A 25161-nucleotide genomic window follows, 5' to 3' on the forward strand; every position below is an offset into this window, starting at 1 on the left:
CGTGCCGTGCCCTGCTCACCGGGCGAGCCGCGCGGCACCTGTGGAGACTCACGACTCCCCACAGGAAGGACGGGAGGCACGGTGCAGACCCGCACCGTGCCTCCCGTCCGTCTCCTGGTGACGGAACACCGCGCGCTAGCGCGCGGCGACCACCTCGCGCAGCAGCGCGGCCGTCTCGGACGGCGTCTTGCCGACCTTGACGCCCGCGGCCTCGAGGGCCTGCTTCTTCGCCTCGGCCGTGCCGGCCGAACCGGACACGATGGCGCCCGCGTGGCCCATCGTCTTGCCCTCCGGCGCGGTGAAGCCGGCGACGTAGCCGACGACCGGCTTCGTGACGTGCGCCTTGATGTAGTCGGCCGCACGCTCCTCGGCGTCGCCACCGATCTCGCCGATCATGACGATGGCCTCGGTCTCGGGGTCGGCCTCGAACGCGGCGAGCGCGTCGATGTGCGTCGTCCCGATGACCGGGTCGCCGCCGATGCCGATGGCGGTCGAGAAGCCCAGGTCACGCAGCTCGTACATCATCTGGTAGGTCAGGGTGCCGGACTTCGAGACGAGACCGATCGGGCCCTTGCCGGTGATCGTCGCCGGGGTGATGCCGACGAGGGACTCTCCGGGCGTGATGATGCCGGGGCAGTTCGGGCCGATGATGCGGGTCTTCCCGCCGAGGGCCTTGGCGTGCGCCCAGAACGCGGCGGAGTCCTGCACCGGGATGCCCTCGGTGATGACGACGACGAGCGGGATCTCGGCGTCGATCGCCTCCATCACGGCGTCCTTCGCGAACGCCGGCGGGACGAAGACGATCGAGACGTCGGCACCGGTGGTGTCGATGGCCTCGCGCACCGAGCCGAACACCGGGAGCTCGACGTCGCCGTGCGTGACGGTCGTGCCGGCCTTGCGGGCGTTGACGCCACCGACGACGTTCGTCCCCGCCTTCAGCATGAGCGCCGTGTGCTTGGTGCCCTCGCCGCCGGTGATGCCCTGGACGATGACCTTGGAGTCCTTGTTGAGGAAGATCGACATGGTCAGTCCCTTCAGGCCGCTGCGGCGGCGAGTTCGGCGGCCTGCTCGGCCGCATCGTCCATGGTCGCGGCGACGGTCACGAGCGGGTGCGCCGCCTCCGCCAGGATCCGACGACCCTCTTCCACGTTGTTGCCGTCGAGGCGCACGACGAGCGGCTTGGTGGCCGCGTCGCCGAGGATGCCGAGTGCGGCGACGATGCCGTTCGCGACGGCGTCGCAGGCGGTGATGCCGCCGAAGACGTTCACGAAGACGCTCTTGACCTGCGGGTCGCCGAGGATGACGTCGAGGCCGTTCGCCATGACCTCCGCCGATGCGCCGCCGCCGATGTCGAGGAAGTTGGCGGGCTTGACGCCGCCGTGGCGCTCACCGGCGTACGCGACGACGTCGAGCGTCGACATGACGAGCCCCGCGCCGTTGCCGATGACGCCGACCTGGCCGTCGAGCTTCACGTAGTTCAGGCCGTGCTGCTTCGCCTTGGCCTCGAGCGGGTCCTCGCTCGCGGTGTCCTCGAGCTGCGCGTGGCCCTCGTGGCGGAAGTCGGCGTTCTCGTCGAGCGAGACCTTGCCGTCGAGGGCGAGGATCTGGCCGTCGCCGGTGCGGACCAGCGGGTTGACCTCGACGAGCGTGGCGTCCTCGCCCGCGAACACGTCGTAGAGCTTCTCGAAGACGTCCGCGACCTGGTCCTGCAGCTCCGCCGGGAAGTTCGCCTGGCGCGCGATGTCGAGCGCGGCCTCCTTGTTGATGCCCGTGAGCGGGTTCACCTCGACGCGTGCGAGCGCCTCGGGCTTCTCGACCGCGAGCTGCTCGATCTCCATGCCGCCCTCGACGCTCACGAGCGACAGGTACGAGCGGTTGGCCCGGTCCAGCAGCACCGAGAAGTAGAACTCCTCGGCGATGTCGGCGCCCTGGGCGACCATCACGCGCTGGACGGTGTGGCCCTTGATGTCGAGGCCGAGGATCGCCTTCGCGTGCTCGAACGCCTCGTCGGGGGTCTTCGCGACCTTGACGCCGCCGGCCTTGCCGCGTCCGCCGACCTTCACCTGCGCCTTGACGACGACCACGCCGCCGATCCGCTCGGCCGCGGCCCTCGCCTCTTCCGGGGTGTCGGCGGTGATGCCCTGCAGCACAGGGACGCCGTAGGACTCGAAGAGGTCCCTGGCCTGGTACTCGAAAAGATCCACGCTGTTCTTCTTCCCGCACGGTTCGTGCGATCGGCATCGGTCATCGGGTCGCACTCACCATCGAGGGTCGCTCGATGTCGAGACAACGGCCGCGCCCACCATACTGCCGCAGCGTGGACGCGGGGTGCGCGGCGGCGAGGCACCGCTCGGGGCCCGGTCCCCGCGGTTGGCCGGGGGACGCAGCGGCCGGGTGATCGGACAGGGAGCACGGGGCACGGTCGACGGGTGCACAAGGAACTCCGTACCCGCGCCGCCGACGTCTTCGGCTGGGACCTCCACCCTGAGCAGGAGCGGGTCGTCGACGCCGTCCTCGACGGCCGCGACGCGCTGGCGCTCATGCCCACCGGGTCCGGGAAGTCCGCCATCTACCAGGTCGCCGCGCTCGCGCTCGACGGGCCGGTCGTCGTCGTCTCCCCGCTCGTCGCGCTGCAGGAGGACCAGGTCGTCGGCATCGAGGACCACCCCGACGCCCCGCGCGCCGTGACCATCAACGCCACCCGGGGCAGCCGGCAGCTCGAGGACGCGTGGGACGCCGTGGCGTCCGGCGAGGCCCGCTACGTGTTCCTGGCCCCCGAGCAGCTGGCGAAGGACGAGGTCGTCGAGAAGCTGCGGGACGCCGGCGTCGCGCTCGTCACCGTCGACGAGGCGCACTGCGTGTCGAGCTGGGGGCACGACTTCCGCCCGGACTACCTCGTGCTCGGCGAGGTCGTCGAGCGGCTCGGGCGCCCGCCGGTGCTCGCGATGACCGCGACCGGGTCGACGCCGGTCCGCACCGAGATCGTCGAGCGGCTCGGCATGCGCGACCCGCTCGTCGTCGCGACCGGCTTCGACCGGCCGAACCTGCGCTTCGAGGTCGTCCGGCACAGCGACGACGAGTCGAAGCACGAGGCCGTCGTCGAGCAGGTCGCCGGGCTCGAGGGCGTCGGCATCGTCTACGTCGCGACCCGCGCCGAGACCCTGGTCTACGCGGACGAGCTCGTCGAGAGCGGCCGCCGGGCCAAGCCGTACCACGCCGGTCTGCGGGTGCGGGACCGCGAGCAGGTCCACCACGAGTTCCTCGACGGCGAGCTCGACGTCGTCGTCGCCACGAGCGCGTTCGGCATGGGCATCGACAAGCCCGACGTCCGCTTCGTCGTGCACGCCGACGTCCCCGAGTCGGTCGACGCCTACTACCAGGAGGTGGGCCGCGCCGGCCGCGACGGCGACGTCGGCCTCGCCACGATGCACTACCGCGCCGAGGACCTCGGCCTCCGACGCTTCTTCGCGTCCGGATCGCCGCGTCCGGCCACCCTCCGCGCCGTGTTCGACGCCGTCCCCGCCGAGGGCTCGGTCGCCCGCTCCGAGCTCGCCGAGCGCTCCGGCCTCGCCGCACGCACCGCGGGCCGCGCGGCCAACGCGCTCGTCGACGCGGGTGCGCTCGACGACGGCGAGGACGGTCTCACCCGGCGACCGGACGGTCCCCGCGACGCCGAGGCGGCGGCGGGCCTCGCGAAGGCGCAGGCGAAGGAGCGCGAGGAGATCGAGGAGTCGCGGATCGCGATGATGCGCCGCTTCGCCGAGACCTCGGGCTGCCGTCGGCAGTTCCTGCTCGGGTACTTCGGCGACGAGCTCGCCGAGCCGTGCGGCAACTGCGACACCTGCACGGCCGGGACCGCCCGGGACGCGGACGCCCACGGTGCCGACGGTGCGAACGACGACGCCTGGCCCCCGGAGGCGCCGGTCGAGCACGCCCAGTGGGGTCGCGGCACGGTGATGAGCACGGAGGACGACCGGTTGACGGTGTTCTTCGAGTCGGCCGGCTACAAGACGCTCGGCCTGGCCGACGTCGAGGAGCGGCACCTGCTCGAGCGCGTCTGACGCGCGGCTCCGGCCGCTCCGGCGTCTCGGTCGGGGGAAGGCGCGGTCGCTCGACCACCCGTCGGCGACCGCGCTCCACTCCCCCGAGCACGGCGAGTGTGACCCGCGATCGTGACCCGCAGGTGACGCCGAGGTGAACACGACGCGAAGCCGCCCCGGGAGTGCGCGACCCGGACGACCCGTCAGGCGGACGGCGTACACAGGGAGACCCGACGGCCCGGCGGCCGGACACGACGCCGGAGCCCGACACCCACGGAAGGACTGCACCATGAGCGACCCCGGCATCAGCCCCGTCGACGACTTCGACGCCCAGGAGCGCCGCAACGACGACGTGGACCGCGAACACGTCGGCCCGTACGAGGTCGACGAGTCCGAGGAGTCCCTCGAGACCGTCACGAACGACGCCGTCGCCGGCGAGACCGTGGAGCCCCAGCCGGGCGACGGCTCGGACGACGGCCCCACCGGTGGCGCACCCCGCGAGGGCTCGCCCGACCTCTGGGAGCACGACGACGACACCGACCGCCCGGACCTCGGCGGCGACCTCGGCACGAAGCCGCTCTGAGCGTCCCCCGCACCACCTCCGGAGCACGGCCCAGTACGATCGGGCCGTGCTCCGTGGCGTCCGTGACCGTGTCCGGGCCACGCCCGCGCTGACCCGGCTGCTCTCCCTGGCGTCGCTGCTGCTCGTGGCGGCCGCCGCCCACTCGGGTTCGCGCACCGGGACCCTCGCGTGGCTGCCGCTCCTGGTGGCCGGCGTCGCGCTGGCCGTGCTCACGGGGGCGACGAAGCACCTCTGGCCGCTCCCAGCGATCTGGCTCGTCGTGACCCTGCTCGCGGCCGCGAGCGGCACCGTCGCGAGCCCCGGCTGGCTCGTCGCCGCCCTGGTGGGCGGTGTGGTCGCCCTCGCGGCGGCCCTGGTCGCCGACACCGCCTCGGTCCGCCGCACGCGACGGTCGGGACCGCGTCCGTGACGCACCGGCCGGGAGGCGCGCCCCACCCCCGCCCCGTCGGCGGAGGCGTGGAGACGGCCGGTCGGGCATCCGTGGCGGGCCGGACCCGTGCCTCCCGGCCGTCCCGTGGTGACCGTGCCCCGTCCCGTGGCGACCGTGCCCTGCGCCGCTGGCTGGCGGACAGCACGCCGGTCGCGGCGGGCGGCCGCGCCATCCTGCTGCAGATCGCCGACCCGGTGGTCGGGGCGGGCGTCCGGCGGCACTCCGACTTCGCGTGCCGACCGCAGCAGCGGCTGGCCCACACCCTGATGTTCGTCTACGCCGTGGTCATCGGGACGGAGCGCGACACCGCCGTCGCCGCCGCGTTCGTGGACCGGGCGCACCGGACGGTCGCCGGGGCCGACGAGGTCGACCGCCAGCGCTGGGTCGCCGCGACGCTCTTCGACTCCGCGCGGGACGCGCACGCGCTCTTCGGCGACCCCCTGTCGGCCGACGACGCCGAGCGGGTGCTCGCGGCCTACGCCCCGATCGCGACGGCGCTGCGCGTACCCGCAGACGGCTGGTTCGCCTCGGTCACGGCCTTCGACGCGTACTGGGAGCGCACGCTGCCGACCCTGCGCGTGACCGACGACGCCCGCGGGATCGTCCGCGACCTGCTGCACCCGCGGTTCGCGCCGCTGTGGGTGCGTGCGGCGATGCCGCTCGTCCGGGTCGTCACGGTCGGCATGCTGCCGGAGGCCCTGCGTCGGCAGTACGGGTTCCCGTGGGGCCCGCGCGAGCGACGGCGCTTCCGGCGGGTGGTCCGGCTCGTCCGCGGGCTGCGGGCGCTCGTGCCGGGGTGGGTGCTCCGCCTGCCCGGGCCGCTGCTCCTGCGGGCGATGCACCGGACCGCCGCGCGGTACGCGCACCGAACCTGAGCGACGACGCGGACGGGGCGGTTGGGTGGGACCATGTCCAGTTCGCTCTCCGGTGACGACTCCCTGCACCTGCCCGAGTTCGACGCGCCTCCCGCGTCGCCGTTCGACGTCGCGCACGCGTGGCTCGACGGTGCCGCCGACCGGGACGTGTCCGAGCCCATGTCGATGACGCTGGCGACCGCCGGCTCGGACGGCCGGGTCAGCGCCCGGACCGTCGACGTCAAGCGACTCGACGACCGCGGCCTCGTGTTCGGCACCTCGACGCTCAGCCCGAAGGGGCGCCAGCTCGCCGACAACCCGCACGCGGCGCTCCAGGTGTACTGGCGCGAGAGCATGCAGCAGCTCCGGTTCGAGGGCCGGGCGGTGCAGCTGTCCGACGAGGAGTCCGACGCGCTGTTCGCCGACCGTTCGCCGAAGTCGCGCGCCGCGACCGCGATCGCCGACCAGTCGGACGTGCTCGAACCCCGGACGCTGCAGGACCTGATCGACGACGCGAACGTGCTGCTGTCCGACACGGACGACGACGTGCCGCGACCCGAGGGCTGGGTGGCGTGGCGGCTCGAGCCGGACGTGGTGGAGTTCTGGCAGGGCAGCCGCGACCGGATGCACCGGCGGCTGCAGTACGTCCGCGCGGGCGACGGGTGGGACGTGGCGCGGTTGCAGCCGTAGGTGCTGGCGTCGCGTGCGCGACGCTCGGTCGGTGTCGAACCACGGATGCGACGTCGAACCAGCCGATCGGCCTGGTTCGTCGTCGGGATCGTGGTTCGACGCCGGTCCGACCGGCCTCGACGCGGTGCGGATGGTGCGCTAGAGCTTCTCGATCGGGGCGATCTTGATGAGGAGCTTCTTGCGACCCGCGGCGTCGAACGCGATCTCGGCGATGCGCTTCGCGCCCTGACCGGTCACGGCGGACACCGTGCCCTCGCCGAAGTCGACGTGCTTGATCCGATCGCCGGCGACGAGTTCCATGTCGCCGTTGTCGCGGACCTGCCCGGACACCCGGTTCGCCCACTCGGTCTTCGGGCGGGTCTTCGCGGCAGCGGCCGCACGGTCGTACGACCCGCCGCCGAAGCCGCCACCGCCGCGGTACCCGCCACCACCGCCGGAGCCCGCACCGCCGAAGCCGCCAGGGCCCCCGCCGCGACGGGCGTTCAGCGCGCGGGGCTCGGTGCCGCCGCGGCTGTTCGCCATGCCCGGCGACTGCTTCCAGTCGATGAGGCCCTCGGGGATCTCCTGCAGGAAGCGGGAGGGCATCGCGACGTTGACGTCGCCGAACTGCGCGCGGGTCATCGCCAGCGACAGGAAGAGCGACTTCTTCGCACGGGTGATGCCGACGTAGAACAATCGGCGTTCCTCCGCGGGGCCCCCGGGCTCGTTCGCCGACATCCGGTGCGGGAGCAGGTCCTCCTCGACACCGGTGAGGAAGACCGCGTCGTACTCCAGTCCCTTCGCCGTGTGCAGGGTCATGAGCGACACCGTGCCAGACGAGTCGTCGAGCTCGTCGGCCGCTGCGACCAGGGAGACCTCGGTCAGGAAGTCGGACAGCGTGCCCTCGGGGTTGTTCTTCTGGAACTCGCGCGTCACCGCGACGAGCTCGTCGATGTTGTCCGCCCGCGCGGCGTCCTGCGCGTCCGGCGACTTCCGCAGGTTCTCGAGCAGGCCCGAGCCGTCGAGCAGCTGCGTGAGGGTGTCGACGACCGGCTGCGTCGGGGCCTTCTCGGAGACCGAGTCGAGCAACTCGGCGAACGCCGTGATCGCGTTCCGCACCTTCGGGCCGAAGCCGAGCTCGTCGGCGTGCCGCAGGGCGTCGCGCACCGAGGTCTCGTGCTCGTCGGCGTAGCGCTGCAGTGCCGTCTCGGTGACGGCACCGATGCCGCGCTTCGGCACGTTGAGGATGCGGCGGAGCGACAGCGGGTCCGCCGGGTTGGCGACGGTGATCAGGTACGCCATGGCGTCCTTGATCTCGGCGCGCTCGTAGAACTTCGTGCCGCCGAGCACCCGGTACGGGATGGCCGAGCGGATGAAGATCTCCTCGAGCGCACGCGTCTGCGAGTTGGTCCGGTAGAACACGGCGACGTCGCGGTAGGACGTGCCCTCCTCGTGCAGCCGCTGGATCTCGTCCGCCACGAACTGGGCCTCGTCGTGGCCGGTGTACCCGGTGAAGCCGACGATCTTGTCGCCCGCGCCGACGTCGGTGAACAGGTTCTTCGCCTGACGGTCGAAGTTGTTCGCGATGACGGCGTTCGCGGCGTCGAGGATGGTCTGCGTCGACCGGTAGTTCTGCTCGAGCAGGATCACCTTCGAGTTCGGGAAGTCCCGCTCGAACTCGACGATGTTGCGGATGTCGGCGCCGCGGAAGGCGTAGATCGACTGGTCCGAGTCACCGACGACGGTGAGCGACGCCGGGGCGATCGATCCGTCGGCCTCGCGCATCCGCTCGACGTGCTGCCCGGCGTCCTCGAGCTTGTCGACCTGCTCGACGGGCACCGGACGGGTGAGCTCCCGGATCAGGGCGTACTGGGCGTGGTTGGTGTCCTGGTACTCGTCGACCAGCACGAACCGGAAGCGGCGCTGGTAGAGCGCGGCGATCTCGGGGAAGGCTCGGAACAGGAAGACCGTCTGCCCGATCAGGTCGTCGAAGTCGAACGCGTTCGCGCGACGCAGCTCGTTCGTGTACCGCCGGAACACCTCGGTGAACATGACCTCCTGCGGGTCGTTCGCGTTGATGTTCCGGGCGTAGGTGTCGATGTCCTGCAGCTCGTTCTTGAGCTTCGAGATCTTCGACGCCGCAGCACCCACGGTCAGCCCGAGCGAGTCGGCCTCGAGCTCCTTGATGATCCGCTTGAGCAGCGCACGCGAGTCCGCCGAGTCGTAGATCGTGAACGACTGCGGGAAGCCGAAGCGCTCGGCCTCGCGCCGGAGGATCCGGACACACGCCGAGTGGAACGTCGAGATCCACATGCCCTCGGCGGCCTGGCCGACCAGGGCCTGCACGCGCTCGCGCATCTCGGCGGCGGCCTTGTTCGTGAAGGTGATCGCCAGGATCTGCGACGGCCAGGCCTCACGGTTGGCGAGCAGCAGGGCGATGCGTCGGGTGAGGACGCTCGTCTTGCCGGAACCCGCACCGGCCACGATGAGCAGCGACTCGCCGCGGTACTCGACGGCCTCCTTCTGCTGGGGGTTGAGACCCGCGGTGAAGGGGTCGTCGTACCCGCCGGCGCGGTTGCCCGCGCCCGGCTCGGGGGACTGGTCGAAGGGGTCGAGCACGATCGTCATGACCGGGTCAGTCTAGGCGCGGCCCCCGACAGCTGCCGAGGTCGTGGGTCCGGAGGCACAGCGCCGGGCGCGAGGGCAGGGCCCTGGCCTCCACCCGTGCAGGCTGTCGGCATGAGGACGTGGACCGCAGGCGACGCCGTCGAGCTCGTCGAGCGGAGCTGGCGCTGGATGTCGTTCGTCACGACGCCCGTGACCATCACGGGCGGGGCCGGCTGGTCCTTCCTCGCCGACGGGGGCATCGGGGCGCCCGACGGCCCGCCCGCGCTCGCCCTCACGATCCTCCTCCTCGCCGTCGTCGCCGGGCTCGTGACCATCGGCGGCGCGATCGTGGCGCTCCCGTGCACGTACGCACTCGGGTGGGCGCTCACCCGGTGCTCAGTCCGACGCGGCGTGCACGCCGTCGCGCACGCCCTGCTCGCCGGCGCCCTGGCGGCGCTCTGCGTCTGGCTGCTCGAGACCTACTGGTCCCACGCCTGGGCACCCCTCCCGGGCCTCCGCCTGCTCATCGCGCTCTCGGCGGCCGCTGCTGCCGCGATCGCCACGTGGCGGACCGCGGCGGTGCCGCGACGGCGACCCCGCCGCGTGCCGACGTGCGGAGCTGACGGATCAGCCGGTCGCACCCTCGACGAGTGACCGCGCCCGCACCGCCAGGTCCGGGTGGTCCGCGAACACCCCGTCGACGCCGGTGCGCACCACCGACGTGAACCACCGCTCCCAGTCGCCGTGCGCCGCGACGTCGCCCCCGCGCCGCAGCGGAGCCGGCAGGAACCGGTTCTCCGGCCGCAGCGTCCAGGTGTAGACGGCGAGCCCGACCGCGTGCGCCCGGTCGACGACCACGCTCCGCACCGGCCGCGCATCGTCGACGGAGACGGTGTCCGCCCCCGCCATCAGGGTCCGCAGGTCGACGCTGATGCCGTGGAACTCCCCGGCGAACGCGGCGAGCGCCTCGTCGGTCCGTTCCGAGGCCCACGACGGAGCCGCTGACCCGTGGGCGGCGACCTCGTCAGCGGCGCTGCCACGGGCCTCCTGGAGGTACACGAGCCGACCACCCGTGCCACGCGAGCCGAGCTGCCGGAGCACGGTCTTCTCGAACGACTCGACGGTCAGGCGCTCGTCACCGCGCCAGCCGGCGTCCCCGAGCGCGTCGTCGAGCAGCTGCGCCATCGGGAACCCGGCCCGGTCGAAGAAGGTGGCGTGCTTGACCTCGGCCACCAGCCCGACCGCACGCGGGGCGGCGTCGAGGATCCCGAGGAGGTCCTCGAGGCGCAGCACCGTCCCCTCGCCGTCATGGGCCGCGGAGGCGGGTCGCAGCGCGGGCAGGCGCTCCCGGACCCGGAGCGTCCGGACCTCGTCCCACGTCATGTCCTCGGTGAACCACCCGGTGACGCTCTGCCCGTCGACCGTCTTCGTCGTCCGCAGGTGCGCGAACTCCGGACGCTCGGCGACGTCGGTCGTCCCGGACACCTCGTTCTCGTGCCGGAGGACCAGGACGCCGTCCTTCGTGGGCACCAGGTCGGGTTCGATCGCGTCGGCACCGAGCTCCACGGCCAGTTCGTAGGCGCCCCGGGAGTGCTCGGGCCGGTGTCCGGAGGCGCCCCGGTGGGCGATCACGCGCGTCATGGGCCGACCGTAGCCGCTCGCTCCTGCCGCCCGGTGACCCGCAGGTGTACCTGTGGACACATCCGCTCAGCCGCGCGGCGTCGTTCCCAGCCGGGACACGGATCGTCGGCGGCGTGACCGTCCGACACCTCTCCACCGCCGTCGAGGCCCGCATCGACCGCGCCGCACGCCGCCTGCTCGACGCCGGGCACCAGCCGCACCGCCCCGTCCGGCTCGCCGTCACCGAGTTCCTGGTGTTCGGGGCGAAGCAGGCCTGGGCGTGCGCGTTCGGGGCGCTGCTGCTCGCGACGATGGCCGTCGTGCACCTCACCTGGCCGGCCGGGGCGCCGGTCGCCCGCAACGACGTGCTCACGCTGGCCGCGGTCGCACTGCAGGTCGGCATGCTCGTGTTCGGCCTCGAGACCGTCCGGGAGCTCCGCGTCGTCCTCGTCTTCCACGTGGTCGGCACCGTGATGGAGGTCTTCAAGACCCACGTCGGCTCGTGGGAGTACGGCACCGGCGGCTGGCTGGTCGTGGCGGGCGTCCCGCTCTTCTCCGGCTTCATGTACGGCGCGGTCGGCTCGTACATGGTGCGGGTCGTGCGGCTGTTCGACCTGCGGTTCGACCGGTACCCGCGACAGTGGCTGCTCGTGGGGGTCGCGGTGGGCATCTACGCGAACTTCTTCGGTCACCACTTCGTGTGGGATGCCCGCTGGCTGCTGCTCGCGCTCGTCGTGGCGCTGTTCGCCCGGACGACGATGCACGTGCGCGTCCACCGTGCGACGCTGCGGATGCCGGTCCTGCTGGCGATGTCGCTGGTCGCGCTGTTCATCTGGCTCGCGGAGGACGTCGCCACCTGGGCGGGTGCGTGGTCCTACCCGGCGCAGGCCGCCGGGTGGCAGCCGGTCGCACCGACGAAGATCGTCGCCTGGCTGCTCCTCATGGTGATCTCGGTCGCCCTGGTCTCGTGGCTGTACCCGCAGGTGCGCTGCGGTCCCGACGGACCCCGACCCGGCCTGGAGGCACGGCCCGACCCCGCCGCCTCGGCTGCGGCAGACGGTCGGCTGGTTCCCCACCGGCTCGGGGCGCGCACGCAGACCACGCCCGTAGGCTCCGCGGGTCGGGACCGTCAGGACCCGCTTCCGCTCGCCGCGAATCCTCAGCCTTCCGCGGTGCAGCGCCCCTAGGCTGAGAGGACTCGAATCTCCAAGGAAGAGGACACCATGGCCTTCAAGCCCGGTTTCGACCAGTCCCCCGCCTTCAACGACCAGGGCCGTGGCGCCTGGGGCGCCGGCGCTGGTCAGCAGCAGGCGGGCTGGGGACGCACCCCACAGCAGGGGCAGTACCCGCAGCAGGGCGGCATGACGCCCGAGCAGCTGCAGTACATGTACGACCGCCCGACGGCGAACCCGGTCGACACCGACCGGATGTCGTACGAGGACACCATCGTCAAGACGCTCCTGGCGTTCGGCGTGCTCCTCGTCGGCGCCGTCGCCGGCTGGAACCTGCCGCCCATCGTCTGGATCGTCGGCGCGATCGTCGGCTTCGTGCTGGCGCTCGTCAACACGTTCAAGAAGAAGCCGTCGCCGGGCCTGGTCCTGGCGTACGCGTTCTTCGAGGGCCTGTTCGTCGGTGGCATCTCGGCAGCGTTCAACGCGCAGTCGGACGGCATCGTCGCGCAGGCGGTCTTCGGAACGCTCGGCGTCTTCGCCGTGACCCTGCTGCTGTTCTCGTCCGGCAAGGTCCGGGCCACGCCGAAGCTCACCCGCTTCTTCCTCATCGCGATGGTCGGGTACCTGGCGTTCTCGCTCGTCAACCTGGTCCTGATGCTCACGGGCGTGACCACCGGGGCGCAGGGGCTCCGCAGTGAGCCGAGCTTCCTGTTCGGCATCCCGTGGGGTGTCCTGATCGGCGTCTTCGTGGTCCTGATGGCGGCGTACTCGCTGATCCTCGACTTCGACCAGATCAAGACCGGTGTCCAGCGCGGCGCCCCGCGCATCTACGCGTGGACGGCGGCGTTCGGTCTCATCGTCACCCTGGTGTGGCTCTACATCGAGATCCTGCGCATCCTCGCCCTGCTCGCGAGCAACCGCGACTGACCCGCACCCGCTCGTCCGAAGGGCCCCGGCACACGCCGGGGCCCTTCGTCGTTCCCGGGAGACTGCCGCCCCGCTCCCCGTCGCCGAGCGGGCCCGATCCGTCACGCTCAACGGCGCCGAGCGACGAATCTCACCCTTTCGGGGACCACCGCGCGGCGTGTCCTGCCCGCTCGCTGCCGTGTAGACCGCTCGGCGTCCGGCACGTCCTGCCCGCTGGTTGGCGCGCCCGGGACCGCTCCCCCCGGGTTCCAGGACTCGCCGCGCAGGCGTCGTCGCGGTTCCAGGAGTGGGCGGGCGGAGCGCCGAGATGCCGCAGTTGTGGAACCTCGAGCGAGGGGCTCCGGAGCGCCCCGCACGCACGAGGGCCCGGCACGCCGTGCGTACCGGGCCCTCGGGGCGTCAGGGGTGATCACTCCCACTCGATCGTCCCCGGCGGCTTGCTCGTGACGTCGAGCACGACGCGGTTCACGTCGGGGACCTCGTTCGTGATGCGGTTCGAGATCTTCGCCAGGGTGTCGTACGGCAGGCGCGTCCAGTCGGCGGTCATGGCGTCCTCCGACGAGACCGGACGGAGCACGATCGGGTGCCCGTACGTGCGGCCGTCGCCCTGGACGCCCACGGAGCGGACGTCGGCGAGCAGGACGACCGGGCACTGCCAGATCTCCTCGTCGAGGCCGGCCGCGGTGAGCTCCTCGCGCGCGATCTTGTCGGCCGCGCGGAGCAGCTCGAGACGGTCCTTGGTGACCTCGCCGACGATGCGGATGCCGAGCCCCGGTCCGGGGAACGGCTGACGGCCGACGATGACCTCGGGCAGCCCGAGCTCGCGACCGACCGCACGGACCTCGTCCTTGAACAGGGTGCGCAGCGGCTCGACCAGCTCGAAGGTCATGTCCTCGGGCAGGCCGCCGACGTTGTGGTGCGACTTGATGTTCGCCGTGCCCGAACCGCCGCCGGACTCGACGACGTCGGGGTAGAGCGTGCCCTGCACGAGGAACTTGACCTCGCCGGCGTCGTCGTCGCCGCGGGCCTCGAGCACCAGGGCCTCGGCCGCCGCCTCGAACGTGCGGATGAACTCGCGCCCGATGATCTTGCGCTTCTGCTCGGGGTCGCTCACGCCGGCCAGGGCGTCGAGGAACTGCTGCTCCGCGTCGACCGTGACCAAGCGGACACCGGTGGAGGCGACGTAGTCCTCCTCGACCTGCTTGCGCTCGTCGGCACGGAGGAGCCCGTGGTCGACGAACACGCAGGTGAGCTGGTCACCGACGGCCTTGTGCACGATCGCCGCGGCCACCGCGGAGTCGACGCCGCCGGAGAGTCCGGCGATCACGCGTGCCGAACCGACCTGCGCGCGGATCCGCTCGACCTGCTCCTCGATGACGTTCGCGGAGTTCCAGTCGCCGGGGAGCCCGGCGGCGCGGTGCAGGAAGTTCTCGAGCACGGCCTGGCCGTACGCGGAGTGCTTGACCTCCGGGTGCCACTGCACGCCGTAGAGCTTGCGCTCGTCCGAGGCGAAGGCGGCGACGGGGGTCGAGGCGCTCGACGCGAGGACGTCGAAGCCCTCCGGCGCCTTGGCCACCGAGTCGCCGTGCGACATCCAGGTGACCTGCGAGGCCGGCTGGGCGCCGAGCAGCACGCTGTCGGTGCCCGAGACGGTCACGTCGGTCGCGCCGTACTCGCGCTGACCGGTGTGTGCGACCTCGCCACCGAGCGACTTCGCCATGGCCTGGAAGCCGTAGCAGATGCCGAGCACGGGGACGCCGAGGTCGAGGATCTCGCCGTCGAGCGACGGGGCGCCGTCCTCGTAGACCGACGAGGGACCACCGGACAGCACGATGGCCGCCGGGTCCTTCTCGCGGATCTCCTCCGCCGTGATCGAGTGCGGGACGATCTCGCTGTAGACGTTCGCCTCACGCACACGACGTGCGATCAGCTGCGCGTACTGGGCGCCGAAGTCGACGACGAGGACGGGTCGCTGTTCGGTCTCGCTCACCGAGCGGCCTCCTTCTCACGCTGCTGCGCAGCGGTCAGCTCGTGGTAGGTGTCCATGGCCCGCTTCTGCATGCGGTGCTCGACCACGAAGGACATGAACGGGATGATGCCGCCGAGGGCGATGAGCAGGAAGCGGGTCGGCCTCCAGCGCATGATGCTCCACAGGCGGAAGTCGGTGAAGAGGTAGAGCACGTAGAGCCACCCGTGGGCGATGAGGATCGCGATCGACAGGTTGAACGTGCCGGGGGCCTCGCCCGCCGTGCCGTTCGGCACGAAGAACGGCCCGTTGCCGAGCTGCATCTCGAGCTGCAGCGGCGTGTACTTGATGATCACCTCGATGACGAGGGCGAGCAGCAGCACACCGGTGATGTACGCCGAGACCCGGTACCACTTGACGGCTCCCGGGATCTTGGGGATGTCACGGGTGCGGACGGTCAAGGCCATGCGGTCCATCCTACCGTCGGTCGACCAGGGCCCCGTCGACGCTGAGTGCGGCCTCACGACGCTCTTCTTCCTCGCGCTCGAAGGCGTCCTTCACGAAGCGGTACCAGAGGAACACGGCGAAGCCGGCGAAGACGACCCACTCGATCGCGTAGAAGAGGTTGAGCCAGTCGAACTGGATCTCGCGCGTCGGGGCGCGGTCGGCGATGGTGCCGAGGCCGGCCGCCTGCGCCGTGGTGCCGTCGGCGACGACGTACCCGATGTACATCCGGTCGTCGAACGCCTTCCAGGTGTTCACGAAGCGCGCGGGCGCGACCGCCGAGAACTCGCCCTTCGTGTAGGCGTCCTGGTCGGGTGACTCCGCCGGGTAGTACCGTCCCTCGACCGTCACCTCGTCGCCGTCGGCCAGGCGGTCGCCGCCCGCGGTGGCCGCGTCACGTCGGTCGGACCAGCCGATCACGACGGGCAGGCTCGCGCCGCTCTGCGCGTCGACCAGGTGACCGATGGTCTGGTAGGTCCCGCCACCGGAGCGACCGGTCAGGATCGTGGTGTCGCCCGCGACGAAGGTCCCGGTGACGGTGACCTTCTGGCCCGCGATGGTCTCGGGTGCGCCCGCCCCGGGCTGCGTCACGGCGTCGAGGTCGCGGCGCGTCTCGGTCGTCTCCGGCAGCGGCTTGCCGTTCGCGATGCTCCGCTCGAGCTGCCACTTGCCGAGCCCCGCGAACACCCCCGCGAGCACGAGCGCCAGCAGGAGCAGCGCGATCCACCTCGGTCGTCGGGCTACGGCCCACATCTGTATCAGTACTCCGGATCGCGCTGGCGGGCCGGGCGCTTCGGACGCTCGGCGGGGATCTCGACCGGCGACGTCACGGGTTCGCCCGTCGTCGGCCCCGGTGACCCATTGTCGCGCTCTTCCCTGCCCGCTGCCTCCACGAGGGCGAACTCCTCCGCGAACTGCCGGTCACGCTCGGCCTTGCGCGCAGCAGCGGCGGCGTCCTGGTCGGCGACGCCGGCCACGGCGGCGGTCTCGATCGCCTCGTCGAGCGCCGGCCCGGCGGGGACGGCACCGGGCCTGCCCGCGCCACCACGGCCGAGCCGGGCGCGCAGGCGCGTGCGCAGCCGCGCCACGCGTGCCGGACGCACCACGAGGCGGCCGATCCGGTCCGAGTTCACGGCGAGCAGCGGACCGAGCACGGCCATCACGAGGACGTAGAGGCCCGCGAAGGCGGTGATCCGCGCCTCCAGGCCGGCGGCAGCCGACAGCGTCGCGAGGATGAGCGCGAACTCGCCGCGGTTCACCAGGATCACCGCGGTGTTGATGCCCTGCTGGACGTCGAAGCCGTTCATGCGTGCGACGAGCTGCCCGGCGACCGCGTTGAGCACGACGGTCATGCCGATCGCGCCGAGGACGGGCCAGAGCACCTCGCCGAACGTCGACAGGTCGAGCCCGAGGCCGAAGTTCACGAAGAAGAAGGCCGCGAACACGTCGCGCATCGGCAGGGCGAGCTGCTCGATGCGGTCCCGGTAGCGGGTCGCGCCGCAGAGCAGGCCGATCACGAACGCACCGATCGCGTCCGTCACCCCGAGCAGGTCGCCGATGCCACCGAACATGACCGCGAGGCCGAAGAACAGCACCGTGAAGAGCTCGTCGTCGCGGGTCGCGAAGATCTTCGACACCCACTTGCCGGCGAACCGGGCGAGCGTGAACATCACGATGAGGAAGCCGAACGCCAGCCCGAGCTTGCCGACGACCGCCCAGAGGTTCGTGTCACCGGAGAGCACCACGGACACGATCGCCAGGTAGACGGCGATGAAGACGTCCTCGATGACGGTGACCCCGAGGATCATCGGCGTCTCGTCGTTCGCGAGCCGTCGCAGCTCGATGAGGAGCTTCGTCACGATCGCGCTCGACGACGTCGCGGTCATGCCCGCGATGATCAGGGCCTCACGCGTGCCCCAGCCGAGCGAGAACCCGAAGGCGAAGCCGACGCCCATGTTGATCGCGACGTACGTGCCACCGGAGACCAGGAGCTTGCCGGCGTTGCCGTAGAACTCCTCCTGGTCGAACTCCAACCCCAGGTTGAAGAGCAGGAGGATGAGTCCGAACGTCGCGATGAGCTCGATCGTGTGGGACTCGACGTTGAGGCCGATCCAGGGGGTGTGCGGGCTCGCGATGAGCCCGACCACCATGTAGATCGGGATGGCGGGCAGACCGATGGTCTTGCCCAGGCGTCCGAGGACGTAGGCGATGATGAACAGGCCGCCGATGGTCAGCAGCTCACCACCCAGGTGCACCGGCTAGCTCCCGGGCGGCGCCTCGGCGGCCGCCGCCGCCAGCTGTCCGCTGCGGTAGAAGGAGAACGCCTTGGCGACCTTCTCGGGCGAACCGGCGACGACGATGGTGTCACCGGGGAACACGACGAAGTCCGGCGAGGGGGCGGGGTTGGCGCTGTCGCCGCGCACGACGGCGACGACGGTCAGGCCGATGAAGCCCGAGTGGTGCAGGTCACCGAGGGGCTTGCCCGCGATGGCGTCCTCGTAGTCGACGCTGAACCAGTCGATCGACAGGCCGGGGATCTCGTCGAGCTTGTCGAGGCCCTCGGTGATCCGGGTGCCGCCGAGCAGTTCGGCGAGGGTGTGCGCCTCGTCCTCGCTCAGGCGCAGCGAGACCTTCTCGGACTTGTCCGCGCCGTCGGAGACGTCGGCGAACGAGATGAGGTCGGAGTGCCCCGACCGGTGCGTGATGACACCGCACTTGCCACCGTCGTCGGTGTAGAAGCTGTGCAGCACGCCGACTCCGGGGAGTTTGACGCGATGGACGTCGACCATGATGGCTCCCTTGGTGAGTACCCCGATGATAACCACCGGGTCGTGCCGGGCATTCCGCGCGCTACGGTCGTCCCATGGGGAACACTCGGGGGTCCGTCCGCATCGTCGTCGCCGTCGTCGGGGTGGTGGTCGTCGCGGCGTACGCGGCTCTGCTGGCCGTGAACGCGCTCGTGCTCGACCCGCTCGCGGCGGTGCCGGGTCGTTCGCTGGCGCAGATCTACGCCCGGGTCGACGTCAGCAACGACGTGACGCAGGACGTCGTCGGGGTGATCGTGGTGGCGGGCATCGGGATCGGGTTGGCCGTGACCGCGGCGGCCGTCGGGCTCGCATCGCGGTTGCCGGCGACGGTCATCGCGGTGCTCCACCTCGGCGTCCTCGCCGCCGGAGGGCTCGCGACGTTCCAGTCGGGCTTCTTCCTCGGCATGGACGTGGCCGACTCGTGGCCGACCGACGGCGCCGCCCACACGATCTGGGCCGGCGTGCTGTACCTGACCAGCATCGCCGCGCTCGTCGCGATCCCGGGTGTGCTGTTCGCGACGATGATCCGGACCCGCAACACGCAACGTCGGCAGCAGCTCGCAGCGGGGTAGCGCTGCGGGCAACCGCCGAGGTCGCGCCCCGCGAACGGAGCGGGACCAGGCGACGGACGGGAGGCGCGTGGCGGGGTCGCCACGCGCCTCCCGTCCGTCCGTCCCTACTTCGGTTCGCTCGTCTTCTCGCCGACGACCTGCTCGTCGGACGCCTTCGCGCCCTCCGCGCCGCTGGAGCGGCCGCCGCCGACCACGACGTCGTCCTCGTCGAAGCCGAACGCGATGTCCGGCGCCTCCAGGCGCACCCGGTCGGCGGACTGGTCGTCGGGCTGCAGCTGCGACTCGCGCTCCGCGGCGACGCGCTTCAGGTAGTTCGCGACCTCGTTCTCGGTGGTCTCCTGGTCCCAGCCGAGCACACCGGCCATGAGCTTCGCCGCGACCGGGGCTGCCTCCTCACCGCGGTCCCACGCCTCGATCGAGATGCGAGTGCGGCGGGCGAGGACGTCCTCCAGGTGCAGGGCACCCTCGTGCGAGGCCGCGTACACGACCTCGGCGCCGATGTAGTCGTCCGCCTGGGGCAGCGGCTCGGCGAGCGACGGGTCGTCCTTGACGAGCTGCAGGACCTCGGTCGCGAGCGTGCCGTACCGGTTCAGCAGGTGCTCGATCCGGACCTTGTGCACGCCGAACGTCCGCGCGGTGCGGCTGCGGCGGTTCCAGGCGGCCGGGTAGCCCTCGGCGCCGAGCAGCGGGATGTCCTCGGTCGTCGACCCGGGGATCTTGCCGTCCATCGCCGCGACTGCCTCGTCGATGGCGTCCTTGCCCATCACGCGGTAGGTCGTCCACTTGCCGCCGGCGACGACCACCAGGCCGGGCACGGTGTGCGCGACGACGTGCTCGCGGCTCAGCTGCGAGGTCTGGTCGGACTCCCCGGCGAGGAGCGGGCGGAGGCCCGCGTACACGCCCTCGACGTCCTCCCGGGTCAGCGGGACCGCGAGGACCTTGTTGACGTGCTCGAGGATGTAGTCGATGTCCGCCGCGGTCGCCGCCGGGTGCGCCTTGTCGAGGTTCCAGTCGGTGTCCGTCGTGCCGACCAGCCAGTGGCGGCCCCACGGGATCACGAAGAGCACGCTCTTCTCGGTGCGGAGGATCATGCCCGTGTTCGACTGGAAGCGGTCGCGCGGGATGACGAGGTGCACGCCCTTCGACGCCCGCACCTTGAACTGACCGCGGGTGCCGACCATCGCCTGGGTGTCGTCCGTCCAGACGCCGGTCGCGTTGACGACCTGCTTCGCCCGGATGTCGAACTTCTCGCCGGTCTGGATGTCGTGCGCGTGCGCGCCGACGACCCGCTCCCCGACCTTGATGAAGCCCTCGATGCGGACCCGGCTCGCGGCGAGCGCGCCGTAGGACGCGGCCGTGCGGACGAGCGAGGCGACGTAGCGGGCGTCGTCGACCTGGGCGTCGTAGTAGGTCATGCCGCCGACGAAGGCGTCCTTCTTCAGACCCGGCATGTTCCGGAGGACCTGCTTGCGGCTGAGGTGCCGGTGGTGCGGGACGCCGGGCGGACGGCCGCCGGACCAGCTGAACACGTCGTACATCGCCATGCCGATGCCGATGTAGAAGCGCTCCCACACGCGGTGGTTGAGCGGGTAGAGGAAGCGGACCGGCTTCACGAGGTGCGGGGCGATCCGCTGCAGGAGCAGACCGCGTTCGATCAGGGCCTCGCGGACGAGGGCGAAGTTGAGCTGCTCGAGGTAGCGGATGCCGCCGTGCACGAGCTTCGACGAACGGCTCGACGTGCCCGAGCCCCAGTCGCGGGCCTCGACGATGCCGACGCTCAGGCCGCGGGTGACCGCGTCGAGCGCACTGCCGCCGCCGACGATCCCGCCGCCGACCACCAGGACGTCGAGCTCGCGTGTCTTCAGCGCCTCGATCGTCGCGGCGCGCTCGTCCGGGCCGAGCTTGGCGGACGGGTCGAAGCCGACGCCGCTGCCCTGGGCGGTGTGCTCGTGCTCCGCGTCGTGAACGGTGCTCGCGGCACCCGCGGTCGTCGCGTCCGTACTGGTCTGCGTGCTGCTGCTGGCTGGCTTGGCCATCGTCGCCTCCGTGCGGGTTGCGCGCACGGAGCCGGCCTCCGCGCACGGTCGGCACCGAAGGCGTCACCCGCGCGGGAGCACGGGTGCCACCGTCACTGCTGGTGGTACGGCGCCACGACCACTTCTACTCGCTGGAACTCCTTGACGTCGGAGTATCCGGTGGTGGCCATCGAGCGACGCAGGGCACCGACGATGTTCGCCCGGCCGTCCCAGGTCGGGGTCGGGCCGTTCAGCACGTTCTCGAGCGGGGCGATCGTGCCCACCTCGACCCGGCGGCCGCGGGGCAGCTCCGGGTGGTGCGCCTCGGCACCCCAGTGGAAGCCACCGCCGGGCGCCTCGGTGGCGCGAGCCAGGGCGGTGCCGAGCATGACGGCGTCCGCGCCCATCGCGATCGCCTTGACGACGTCGCCGGCGGTGTCGAGGCCGCCGTCCGCGATGACGTGCACGTACCGGCCGCCGGACTCGTCCATGTAGTCGCGGCGGGCGCCGGCGATGTCCGCCACCGCGGTCGCCATCGGCGCGTGGATGCCGAGGGCGGCACGGGTCGTGGACGCCGCACCACCGCCGAAGCCGACGAGCACGCCGGCGGCACCGGTGCGCATGAGGTGCAGGGCTGCGGTGTAGGTCGAGGCGCCACCGACGATCACGGGGACGTCGAGCTCGTAGATGAACTTCTTGAGGTTGAGGGGCTCGGTCTCCTGCGACACGTGCTCCGCCGACACCGTGGTGCCGCGGATGACGAACAGGTCGACACCGGCGTCGACGACGGTCTGCGAGAACTCCTGCGTGCGCTGGGGGCTGAGCGACCCGGCGACCGGGACCCCGGCGGCGCGGATCTCGGCCAGGCGCGCGGTGATCAGCTCGGCCTTGACCGGCTCGGCGTAGATCTCCTGCATGCGCTTCGTGACGTTGCCGTCGGTCAGCGTCCTGATCTCGTCGTAGAAGGGCGTCGGGTCCTCGTACCGGGTCCACAGGCCCTCGAGGTCGAGCACGCCGAGGATGCCGAGCCGGCCCATCTGGATGACCGTGGCGGGCGAGGAAACCGAGTCCATCGGTGCCGCGAGGATCGGGGCCTCGAACGTGAAGGCGTCGATCGACCACTGGACGCTGACGTCCTGCGGGTCGCGGGTGCGCCGCGAAGGGACCACCGCGATGTCGTCGAACGCGTACGCCCGACGTCCGCGCTTGCCTGCACCGATCTCGACTTCAGTCACCGGGCAAGCCTAGCGGGCGGCCCCCAGGAGTGGGACGGGTGGACGGTGCAGCAGCGCCGGTCACCGAGGGGGTCGGACGCGCCGCTTCCGGATCGCCCGCAGGACCAGGCCGAGCAGGAGCGCGAGCACGACGAGCGCGGCGAGCAGGGCGGCCGCGACCTTCACCAGGAGTGCGGCGCCGACGAAGAGCACGGCGAAGACGACCCAGACGAGGGCGTCGAGCACGAGGGGGCCGGGGGTGCGCACGGCGTCACGCTAGCCGACGGGCGGAGGCGGGCCGTGCCTCCAGGCCGGGGCGCACGCGGGTGGCGGAGGTGGAACGCACCGCTCGCCGTCACGTGAGGACGGAGCCGCGCGGCGCATCAGCAGCCAGCGCGGCTCCGTCGGGTGCGGGTACCACCCCCACAGCAGTACCCGCGGGCCGACCCCGCTCAGCGAGCGGAGTCGACGTCCTTGGCGAGCGTCCCCAGGTAGAGCTCGATGACCTTCGGGTCGTCGGCGAGCTCACGCCCGGTGCCCGAGTACGCGTTCCTCCCCTGGTCGAGCACGTACCCACGATCGCAGATCTGCAGACAGCGTCGCGCGTTCTGCTCGACCATGATGATCGACACCCCGGCCTTGTTGATCCGACGCGTCCGGATGAAGGTCTCGTCCTGCCGCACCGGCGACAGGCCCGCGGAGGGCTCGTCGAGCAGCAGCACCTTCGGGTCCATCATGAGCGCACGCGCCATCGCGACCGACTGCCGCTCACCACCGGACAGGGAGCCCGCCCGCTGGGTGCGCCGCTGCCCGAGCACCGGGAACAGGTCGTAGATGACCTCGAGCCGCTCGGCGAACTTCTTCGGGCGGAGGTACAGGCCCATCTGCAGGTTCTCCTCGATCGAGAGCGAGGGGAACACGTTGTTCGTCTGCGGCACGAAGCCGACACCGGCCTGCACGAGCTTGTTCGCCTTGAGGTTCGTGATGTCCTCGCCCTGCAGGCTCACGGAGCCCTCGCGGATGGAGACCAGGCCGAACAGGGCCTTGAGCAGCGTCGACTTGCCGGCGCCGTTCGGGCCGATGATGCCGATGAGCTCGCCCGGGTAGCAGTCGAGGTCGCAGCCGTTCAGGATGTTGACGCCGGGCAGGTAGCCGGCGACGAGGTTCTTCGCGGTGAGGACGGGTTCGACGGTGGCGGTCGCGGTCGCGGTCGCGCCCGTCGCGCCCGTCGCGCCCGTCGCGTTCGTCGCGTCCGTCGTCGGACTGGAGGCGCGGCTCGCGTCCGCTGCGTTCGTTGCGTCGGTCATCGGGTCGCCTCCTGCTCGTCTTCTTCCTTGACCTCTTCGGCCAGCTCCTCGTAGGTCTCCTCGTTGAGGAGCGAGTCGTCGCCCAGGTCGGTGTCGTGGTGCGCGCCGAGGTACGCGTCGATGACGGCACGGTCGTCCATCACCGTGTCGGCCGGCCCCTCGGCGACGACCTTGCCCTCGGCCATCACGACGACCCAGTCCGAGATGTGCCGGACCATGTGCATGTCGTGCTCGACGAACAGCACGGTCATGCCGTCGTCGCGCAGGGACTGGATGTGCCCGAGGAGCGACTGGGTGAGCGCAGGGTTCACGCCCGCCATCGGCTCGTCGAGCATGATCATCGTCGGGTCGGACATGAGCGCCCGCGCCATCTCGAGGAGCTTCCGCTGGCCGCCCGAGAGCGATCCGGCGTAGTCGTCCTGCTTCTCGAGGAGCTTGAAGCGGGCGAGCAGGTCCTCGGCCTTCGCGGTGATCTCCCGCTCGCGCTTCCGCCACAGTGCCGGGACCAGGCCGACGAAGAAGTTCTCCCCCGGCTGGTCGCGGGCGCCGAGCAGCATGTTCTGCATCACCGTCAGGCGGCTCAGCGCCTTCGTGAGCTGGAACGTGCGGACCATGCCCTTGTTCGCGATGTGCGTCGCGCTCGTCTTCTGGAGCGTGTCGCCGTTGAAGCGGGTCGTCGCACCGGGGCTCGGCTTGTCGAAGCCGGTCAGCAGGTTGAAGAACGTCGTCTTGCCGGCGCCGTTCGGACCGATGAGGGCGGTGATGGTGCCGCGCTGCACCTCGAGGTGGTCGACGTCGACGGCGGTCATGCCGCCGAAGTGCCGGGTGACGCCGTCGACCGTGAGGATCGGGTCGGACTTCGTGTGGGTGTACGTCTCAGACACTGAACGACAGCTCCTTCTTGTTGCCCAGGAGTCCCTGTGGCCGGAACACGATGAGGAGCATGAGCGCGATGCCGACGAGCACGTAGGAGAACTGCTCTGCCTGCTGCGCGTTCATGATCGAGTCGGGGATGAAGTCCCCGGCCAGGGTGCGGACGAAGAGCCGCACGACGAAGAACAGGATCGCCCCGAGCACCGGACCGAAGACGGTCGCGGCGCCACCGAGGATGAGTGCCGTCCAGATGAAGAAGGTCATCGAGCGACCCATGGCATCCGGTTGCACGGAGCTCGGCAGGACGTAGATGACCCCGGCGAGCGCACCGAGCGCGCCACCGAACACGAGCGCCTGCATCTTGTACGAGTAGACGTTCTTGCCGAGGGACCGCACGGCGTCCTCGTCCTCGCGGATGGCCTTCACGACACGACCCCACGGGCTGCGCATGAGCAGGAAGAGCACGAGGGTGAAGAGCGCGACGAGGCCCCAGGCGGCGATGCGGATCCACCAGCCGTTGACGCCGTTGTTCGAGTAGGTGAACCAGAGGATGCTCGTGGTGCCGTCCGGCAGCGGGCTGAGGGCGTTGAACGGGTCGCGGTAGGCCGAGCCGGCGATGCCGTTCGAACCGCCGGTGGTGTCCGTCAACAGGCTGGAGCGACCGACCATGCGGATGATCTCGGCGCCGGAGATCGTCACGATCGCCAGGTAGTCGCCGCGCAGCCGCAGGGTCGGGATGCCGAGGATGACCGCGAAGACGATCGCCACCGCCAGCGCGACGAGCACCGCCATGACGAAGGGCAGGCCGTTCGTGATCGAGATCGCGAAGCCGTAGGCGCCGAGCAGCAGGAACGCCGCCTGGCCCATGTTGATCAGGCCGGTGAGGCCGAAGTGCACGTTGAGGCCGATGGCGGCCAGGGCGAACGCCGCCGTGGTGGGGGCGAGGGCCTCCTGCGTCAGTGACGACAGCAGGCTGAGGATGTAGTCCATGTCGGTGCTCC

24 protein-coding genes are annotated in these 25161 nt (G+C 71.3%); 9 read left to right on the top strand and 15 right to left on the bottom strand.

Going from position 1 to position 25161, the window contains the following annotated elements:
- Window positions 1-135 precede the first annotated feature (135 nt).
- The gene (gene sucD / locus QUG92_RS05050; RefSeq protein ID WP_182045426.1) at window positions 136-1023 is read right to left on the bottom strand and encodes a succinate--CoA ligase subunit alpha; all 888 of its coding nucleotides are present in this window, start codon (window positions 1021-1023) and stop codon (window positions 136-138) included.
- An 11-nt stretch (window positions 1024-1034) separates the two neighbouring features.
- Window positions 1035-2204, bottom strand: a complete 1170-nt coding sequence (gene sucC, locus QUG92_RS05055) for an ADP-forming succinate--CoA ligase subunit beta (RefSeq protein ID WP_289457941.1) — start codon at window positions 2202-2204, stop codon at window positions 1035-1037.
- A gap of 225 nt (window positions 2205-2429) precedes the next feature.
- On the opposite strand from sucC, the gene QUG92_RS05060 reads away from it, so the two are divergent.
- The 5 genes from QUG92_RS05060 (at window position 2430) to QUG92_RS05080 (ending at window position 6597) form a co-directional block, all read left to right on the top strand.
- Window positions 2430-4061: a RecQ family ATP-dependent DNA helicase gene (locus QUG92_RS05060; RefSeq protein WP_289457942.1), complete on the top strand. Its 1632-nt coding sequence runs from the start codon at window positions 2430-2432 to the stop codon at window positions 4059-4061.
- 268 nt (window positions 4062-4329) lie between these two features.
- Window positions 4330-4623, top strand: a complete 294-nt coding sequence (locus tag QUG92_RS05065; protein ID WP_069712858.1) for a hypothetical protein — start codon at window positions 4330-4332, stop codon at window positions 4621-4623.
- A 46-nt stretch (window positions 4624-4669) separates the two neighbouring features.
- Entirely contained in the window at window positions 4670-5032 is a 363-nt protein-coding gene (locus QUG92_RS05070; protein ID WP_182045423.1) for a hypothetical protein, read from the top strand.
- Window positions 5033-5079: 47 nt separating this feature from the next.
- Window positions 5080-5928: an oxygenase MpaB family protein gene (locus tag QUG92_RS05075; RefSeq protein ID WP_289457943.1), complete on the top strand. Its 849-nt coding sequence runs from the start codon at window positions 5080-5082 to the stop codon at window positions 5926-5928.
- Between the two features lie 33 nt (window positions 5929-5961).
- Window positions 5962-6597 carry a pyridoxal 5'-phosphate synthase gene (locus QUG92_RS05080; RefSeq protein ID WP_289457944.1) on the top strand — a complete coding sequence of 212 codons (636 nt, stop codon included), beginning with the start codon at window positions 5962-5964 and terminating at the stop codon, window positions 6595-6597.
- Window positions 6598-6735: 138 nt separating this feature from the next.
- Here the strand turns inward: QUG92_RS05080 and QUG92_RS05085 are convergent, their stop codons facing one another.
- Window positions 6736-9204 (bottom strand): ATP-dependent helicase, encoded by a 2469-nt coding sequence (locus QUG92_RS05085; protein ID WP_182045419.1) that lies wholly within the window; start codon window positions 9202-9204, stop codon window positions 6736-6738.
- A gap of 111 nt (window positions 9205-9315) precedes the next feature.
- Here QUG92_RS05085 and QUG92_RS05090 point away from each other — a divergent pair, with 111 nt between their 5' ends.
- Complete coding sequence (locus QUG92_RS05090; protein WP_182045418.1) at window positions 9316-9837, top strand: hypothetical protein; 522 nt, start codon at window positions 9316-9318, stop codon at window positions 9835-9837.
- Here the strand turns inward: QUG92_RS05090 and QUG92_RS05095 are convergent.
- Entirely contained in the window at window positions 9811-10824 is a 1014-nt protein-coding gene (locus tag QUG92_RS05095; RefSeq protein WP_289457945.1) for a glycerophosphodiester phosphodiesterase family protein, read from the bottom strand. The genes QUG92_RS05090 and QUG92_RS05095 overlap by 27 nt on opposite strands.
- A 113-nt stretch (window positions 10825-10937) precedes the next feature.
- On the opposite strand from QUG92_RS05095, the gene QUG92_RS05100 reads away from it, so the two are divergent.
- Window positions 10938-11990 carry a DUF817 domain-containing protein gene (locus QUG92_RS05100; protein ID WP_289457946.1) on the top strand — a complete coding sequence of 351 codons (1053 nt, stop codon included), beginning with the start codon at window positions 10938-10940 and terminating at the stop codon, window positions 11988-11990.
- Window positions 11991-12026: 36 nt separating this feature from the next.
- Entirely contained in the window at window positions 12027-12902 is an 876-nt protein-coding gene (locus QUG92_RS05105) for a Bax inhibitor-1/YccA family protein (protein ID WP_182045415.1), read from the top strand.
- Window positions 12903-13311: 409 nt separating this feature from the next.
- Here QUG92_RS05105 and guaA read toward each other — a convergent pair whose 3' ends face one another.
- Genes guaA through QUG92_RS05130 form a run of 5 tightly spaced genes read right to left on the bottom strand, consistent with a single transcriptional unit; the run spans window position 13312 to window position 18161 of the window.
- Entirely contained in the window at window positions 13312-14892 is a 1581-nt protein-coding gene (gene guaA, locus QUG92_RS05110; RefSeq protein ID WP_289457947.1) for a glutamine-hydrolyzing GMP synthase, read from the bottom strand.
- Window positions 14889-15335: a DUF3817 domain-containing protein gene (locus tag QUG92_RS05115; protein ID WP_069712890.1), complete on the bottom strand. Its 447-nt coding sequence runs from the start codon at window positions 15333-15335 to the stop codon at window positions 14889-14891. The genes guaA and QUG92_RS05115 overlap by 4 nt, the downstream gene beginning before the upstream one ends.
- A gap of 10 nt (window positions 15336-15345) precedes the next feature.
- Window positions 15346-16125, bottom strand: a complete 780-nt coding sequence (locus tag QUG92_RS05120; protein ID WP_289457948.1) for an SURF1 family cytochrome oxidase biogenesis protein — start codon at window positions 16123-16125, stop codon at window positions 15346-15348.
- Window positions 16126-16130: 5 nt separating this feature from the next.
- Entirely contained in the window at window positions 16131-17627 is a 1497-nt protein-coding gene (locus QUG92_RS05125) for a cation:proton antiporter (RefSeq protein WP_069712848.1), read from the bottom strand.
- A 3-nt stretch (window positions 17628-17630) separates the two neighbouring features.
- The gene (locus QUG92_RS05130; RefSeq protein WP_069712847.1) at window positions 17631-18161 is read right to left on the bottom strand and encodes a cation:proton antiporter regulatory subunit; all 531 of its coding nucleotides are present in this window, start codon (window positions 18159-18161) and stop codon (window positions 17631-17633) included.
- Window positions 18162-18235: 74 nt separating this feature from the next.
- Between QUG92_RS05130 and QUG92_RS05135 the strand changes: the two genes are divergently transcribed.
- On the top strand, window positions 18236-18751 hold the full coding sequence (locus QUG92_RS05135) for a hypothetical protein (protein ID WP_182045411.1): 516 nt from the start codon (window positions 18236-18238) through the stop codon (window positions 18749-18751).
- A gap of 104 nt (window positions 18752-18855) precedes the next feature.
- Here the strand turns inward: QUG92_RS05135 and QUG92_RS05140 are convergent, their stop codons facing one another.
- The 6 genes from QUG92_RS05140 to QUG92_RS05165 form a co-directional block, all read right to left on the bottom strand.
- Window positions 18856-20787 carry a glycerol-3-phosphate dehydrogenase/oxidase gene (locus QUG92_RS05140; protein WP_289457949.1) on the bottom strand — a complete coding sequence of 644 codons (1932 nt, stop codon included), beginning with the start codon at window positions 20785-20787 and terminating at the stop codon, window positions 18856-18858.
- Window positions 20788-20879: 92 nt separating this feature from the next.
- Window positions 20880-22001 (bottom strand): GuaB3 family IMP dehydrogenase-related protein, encoded by a 1122-nt coding sequence (locus QUG92_RS05145; protein ID WP_182045410.1) that lies wholly within the window; start codon window positions 21999-22001, stop codon window positions 20880-20882.
- Window positions 22002-22061: 60 nt separating this feature from the next.
- A complete protein-coding gene (locus QUG92_RS05150; RefSeq protein ID WP_182045409.1) occupies window positions 22062-22247 on the bottom strand; it encodes a hypothetical protein in 186 nt (61 codons plus the stop codon).
- Between the two features lie 185 nt (window positions 22248-22432).
- Window positions 22433-23287: an ABC transporter ATP-binding protein gene (locus tag QUG92_RS05155; protein WP_289457950.1), complete on the bottom strand. Its 855-nt coding sequence runs from the start codon at window positions 23285-23287 to the stop codon at window positions 22433-22435.
- Window positions 23284-24171, bottom strand: a complete 888-nt coding sequence (locus QUG92_RS05160) for an ABC transporter ATP-binding protein (RefSeq protein WP_069712842.1) — start codon at window positions 24169-24171, stop codon at window positions 23284-23286. Before QUG92_RS05160 ends, QUG92_RS05155 begins: the two co-directional genes overlap by 4 nt.
- Entirely contained in the window at window positions 24164-25150 is a 987-nt protein-coding gene (locus tag QUG92_RS05165; RefSeq protein WP_069712841.1) for a branched-chain amino acid ABC transporter permease, read from the bottom strand. Before QUG92_RS05165 ends, QUG92_RS05160 begins: the two co-directional genes overlap by 8 nt.
- Between the last annotated feature and the right edge of the window lie 11 nt (window positions 25151-25161).

The organism is Curtobacterium citri (assembly GCF_030362955.1).
GTDB lineage: Bacteria > Actinomycetota > Actinomycetes > Actinomycetales > Microbacteriaceae > Curtobacterium > Curtobacterium citri.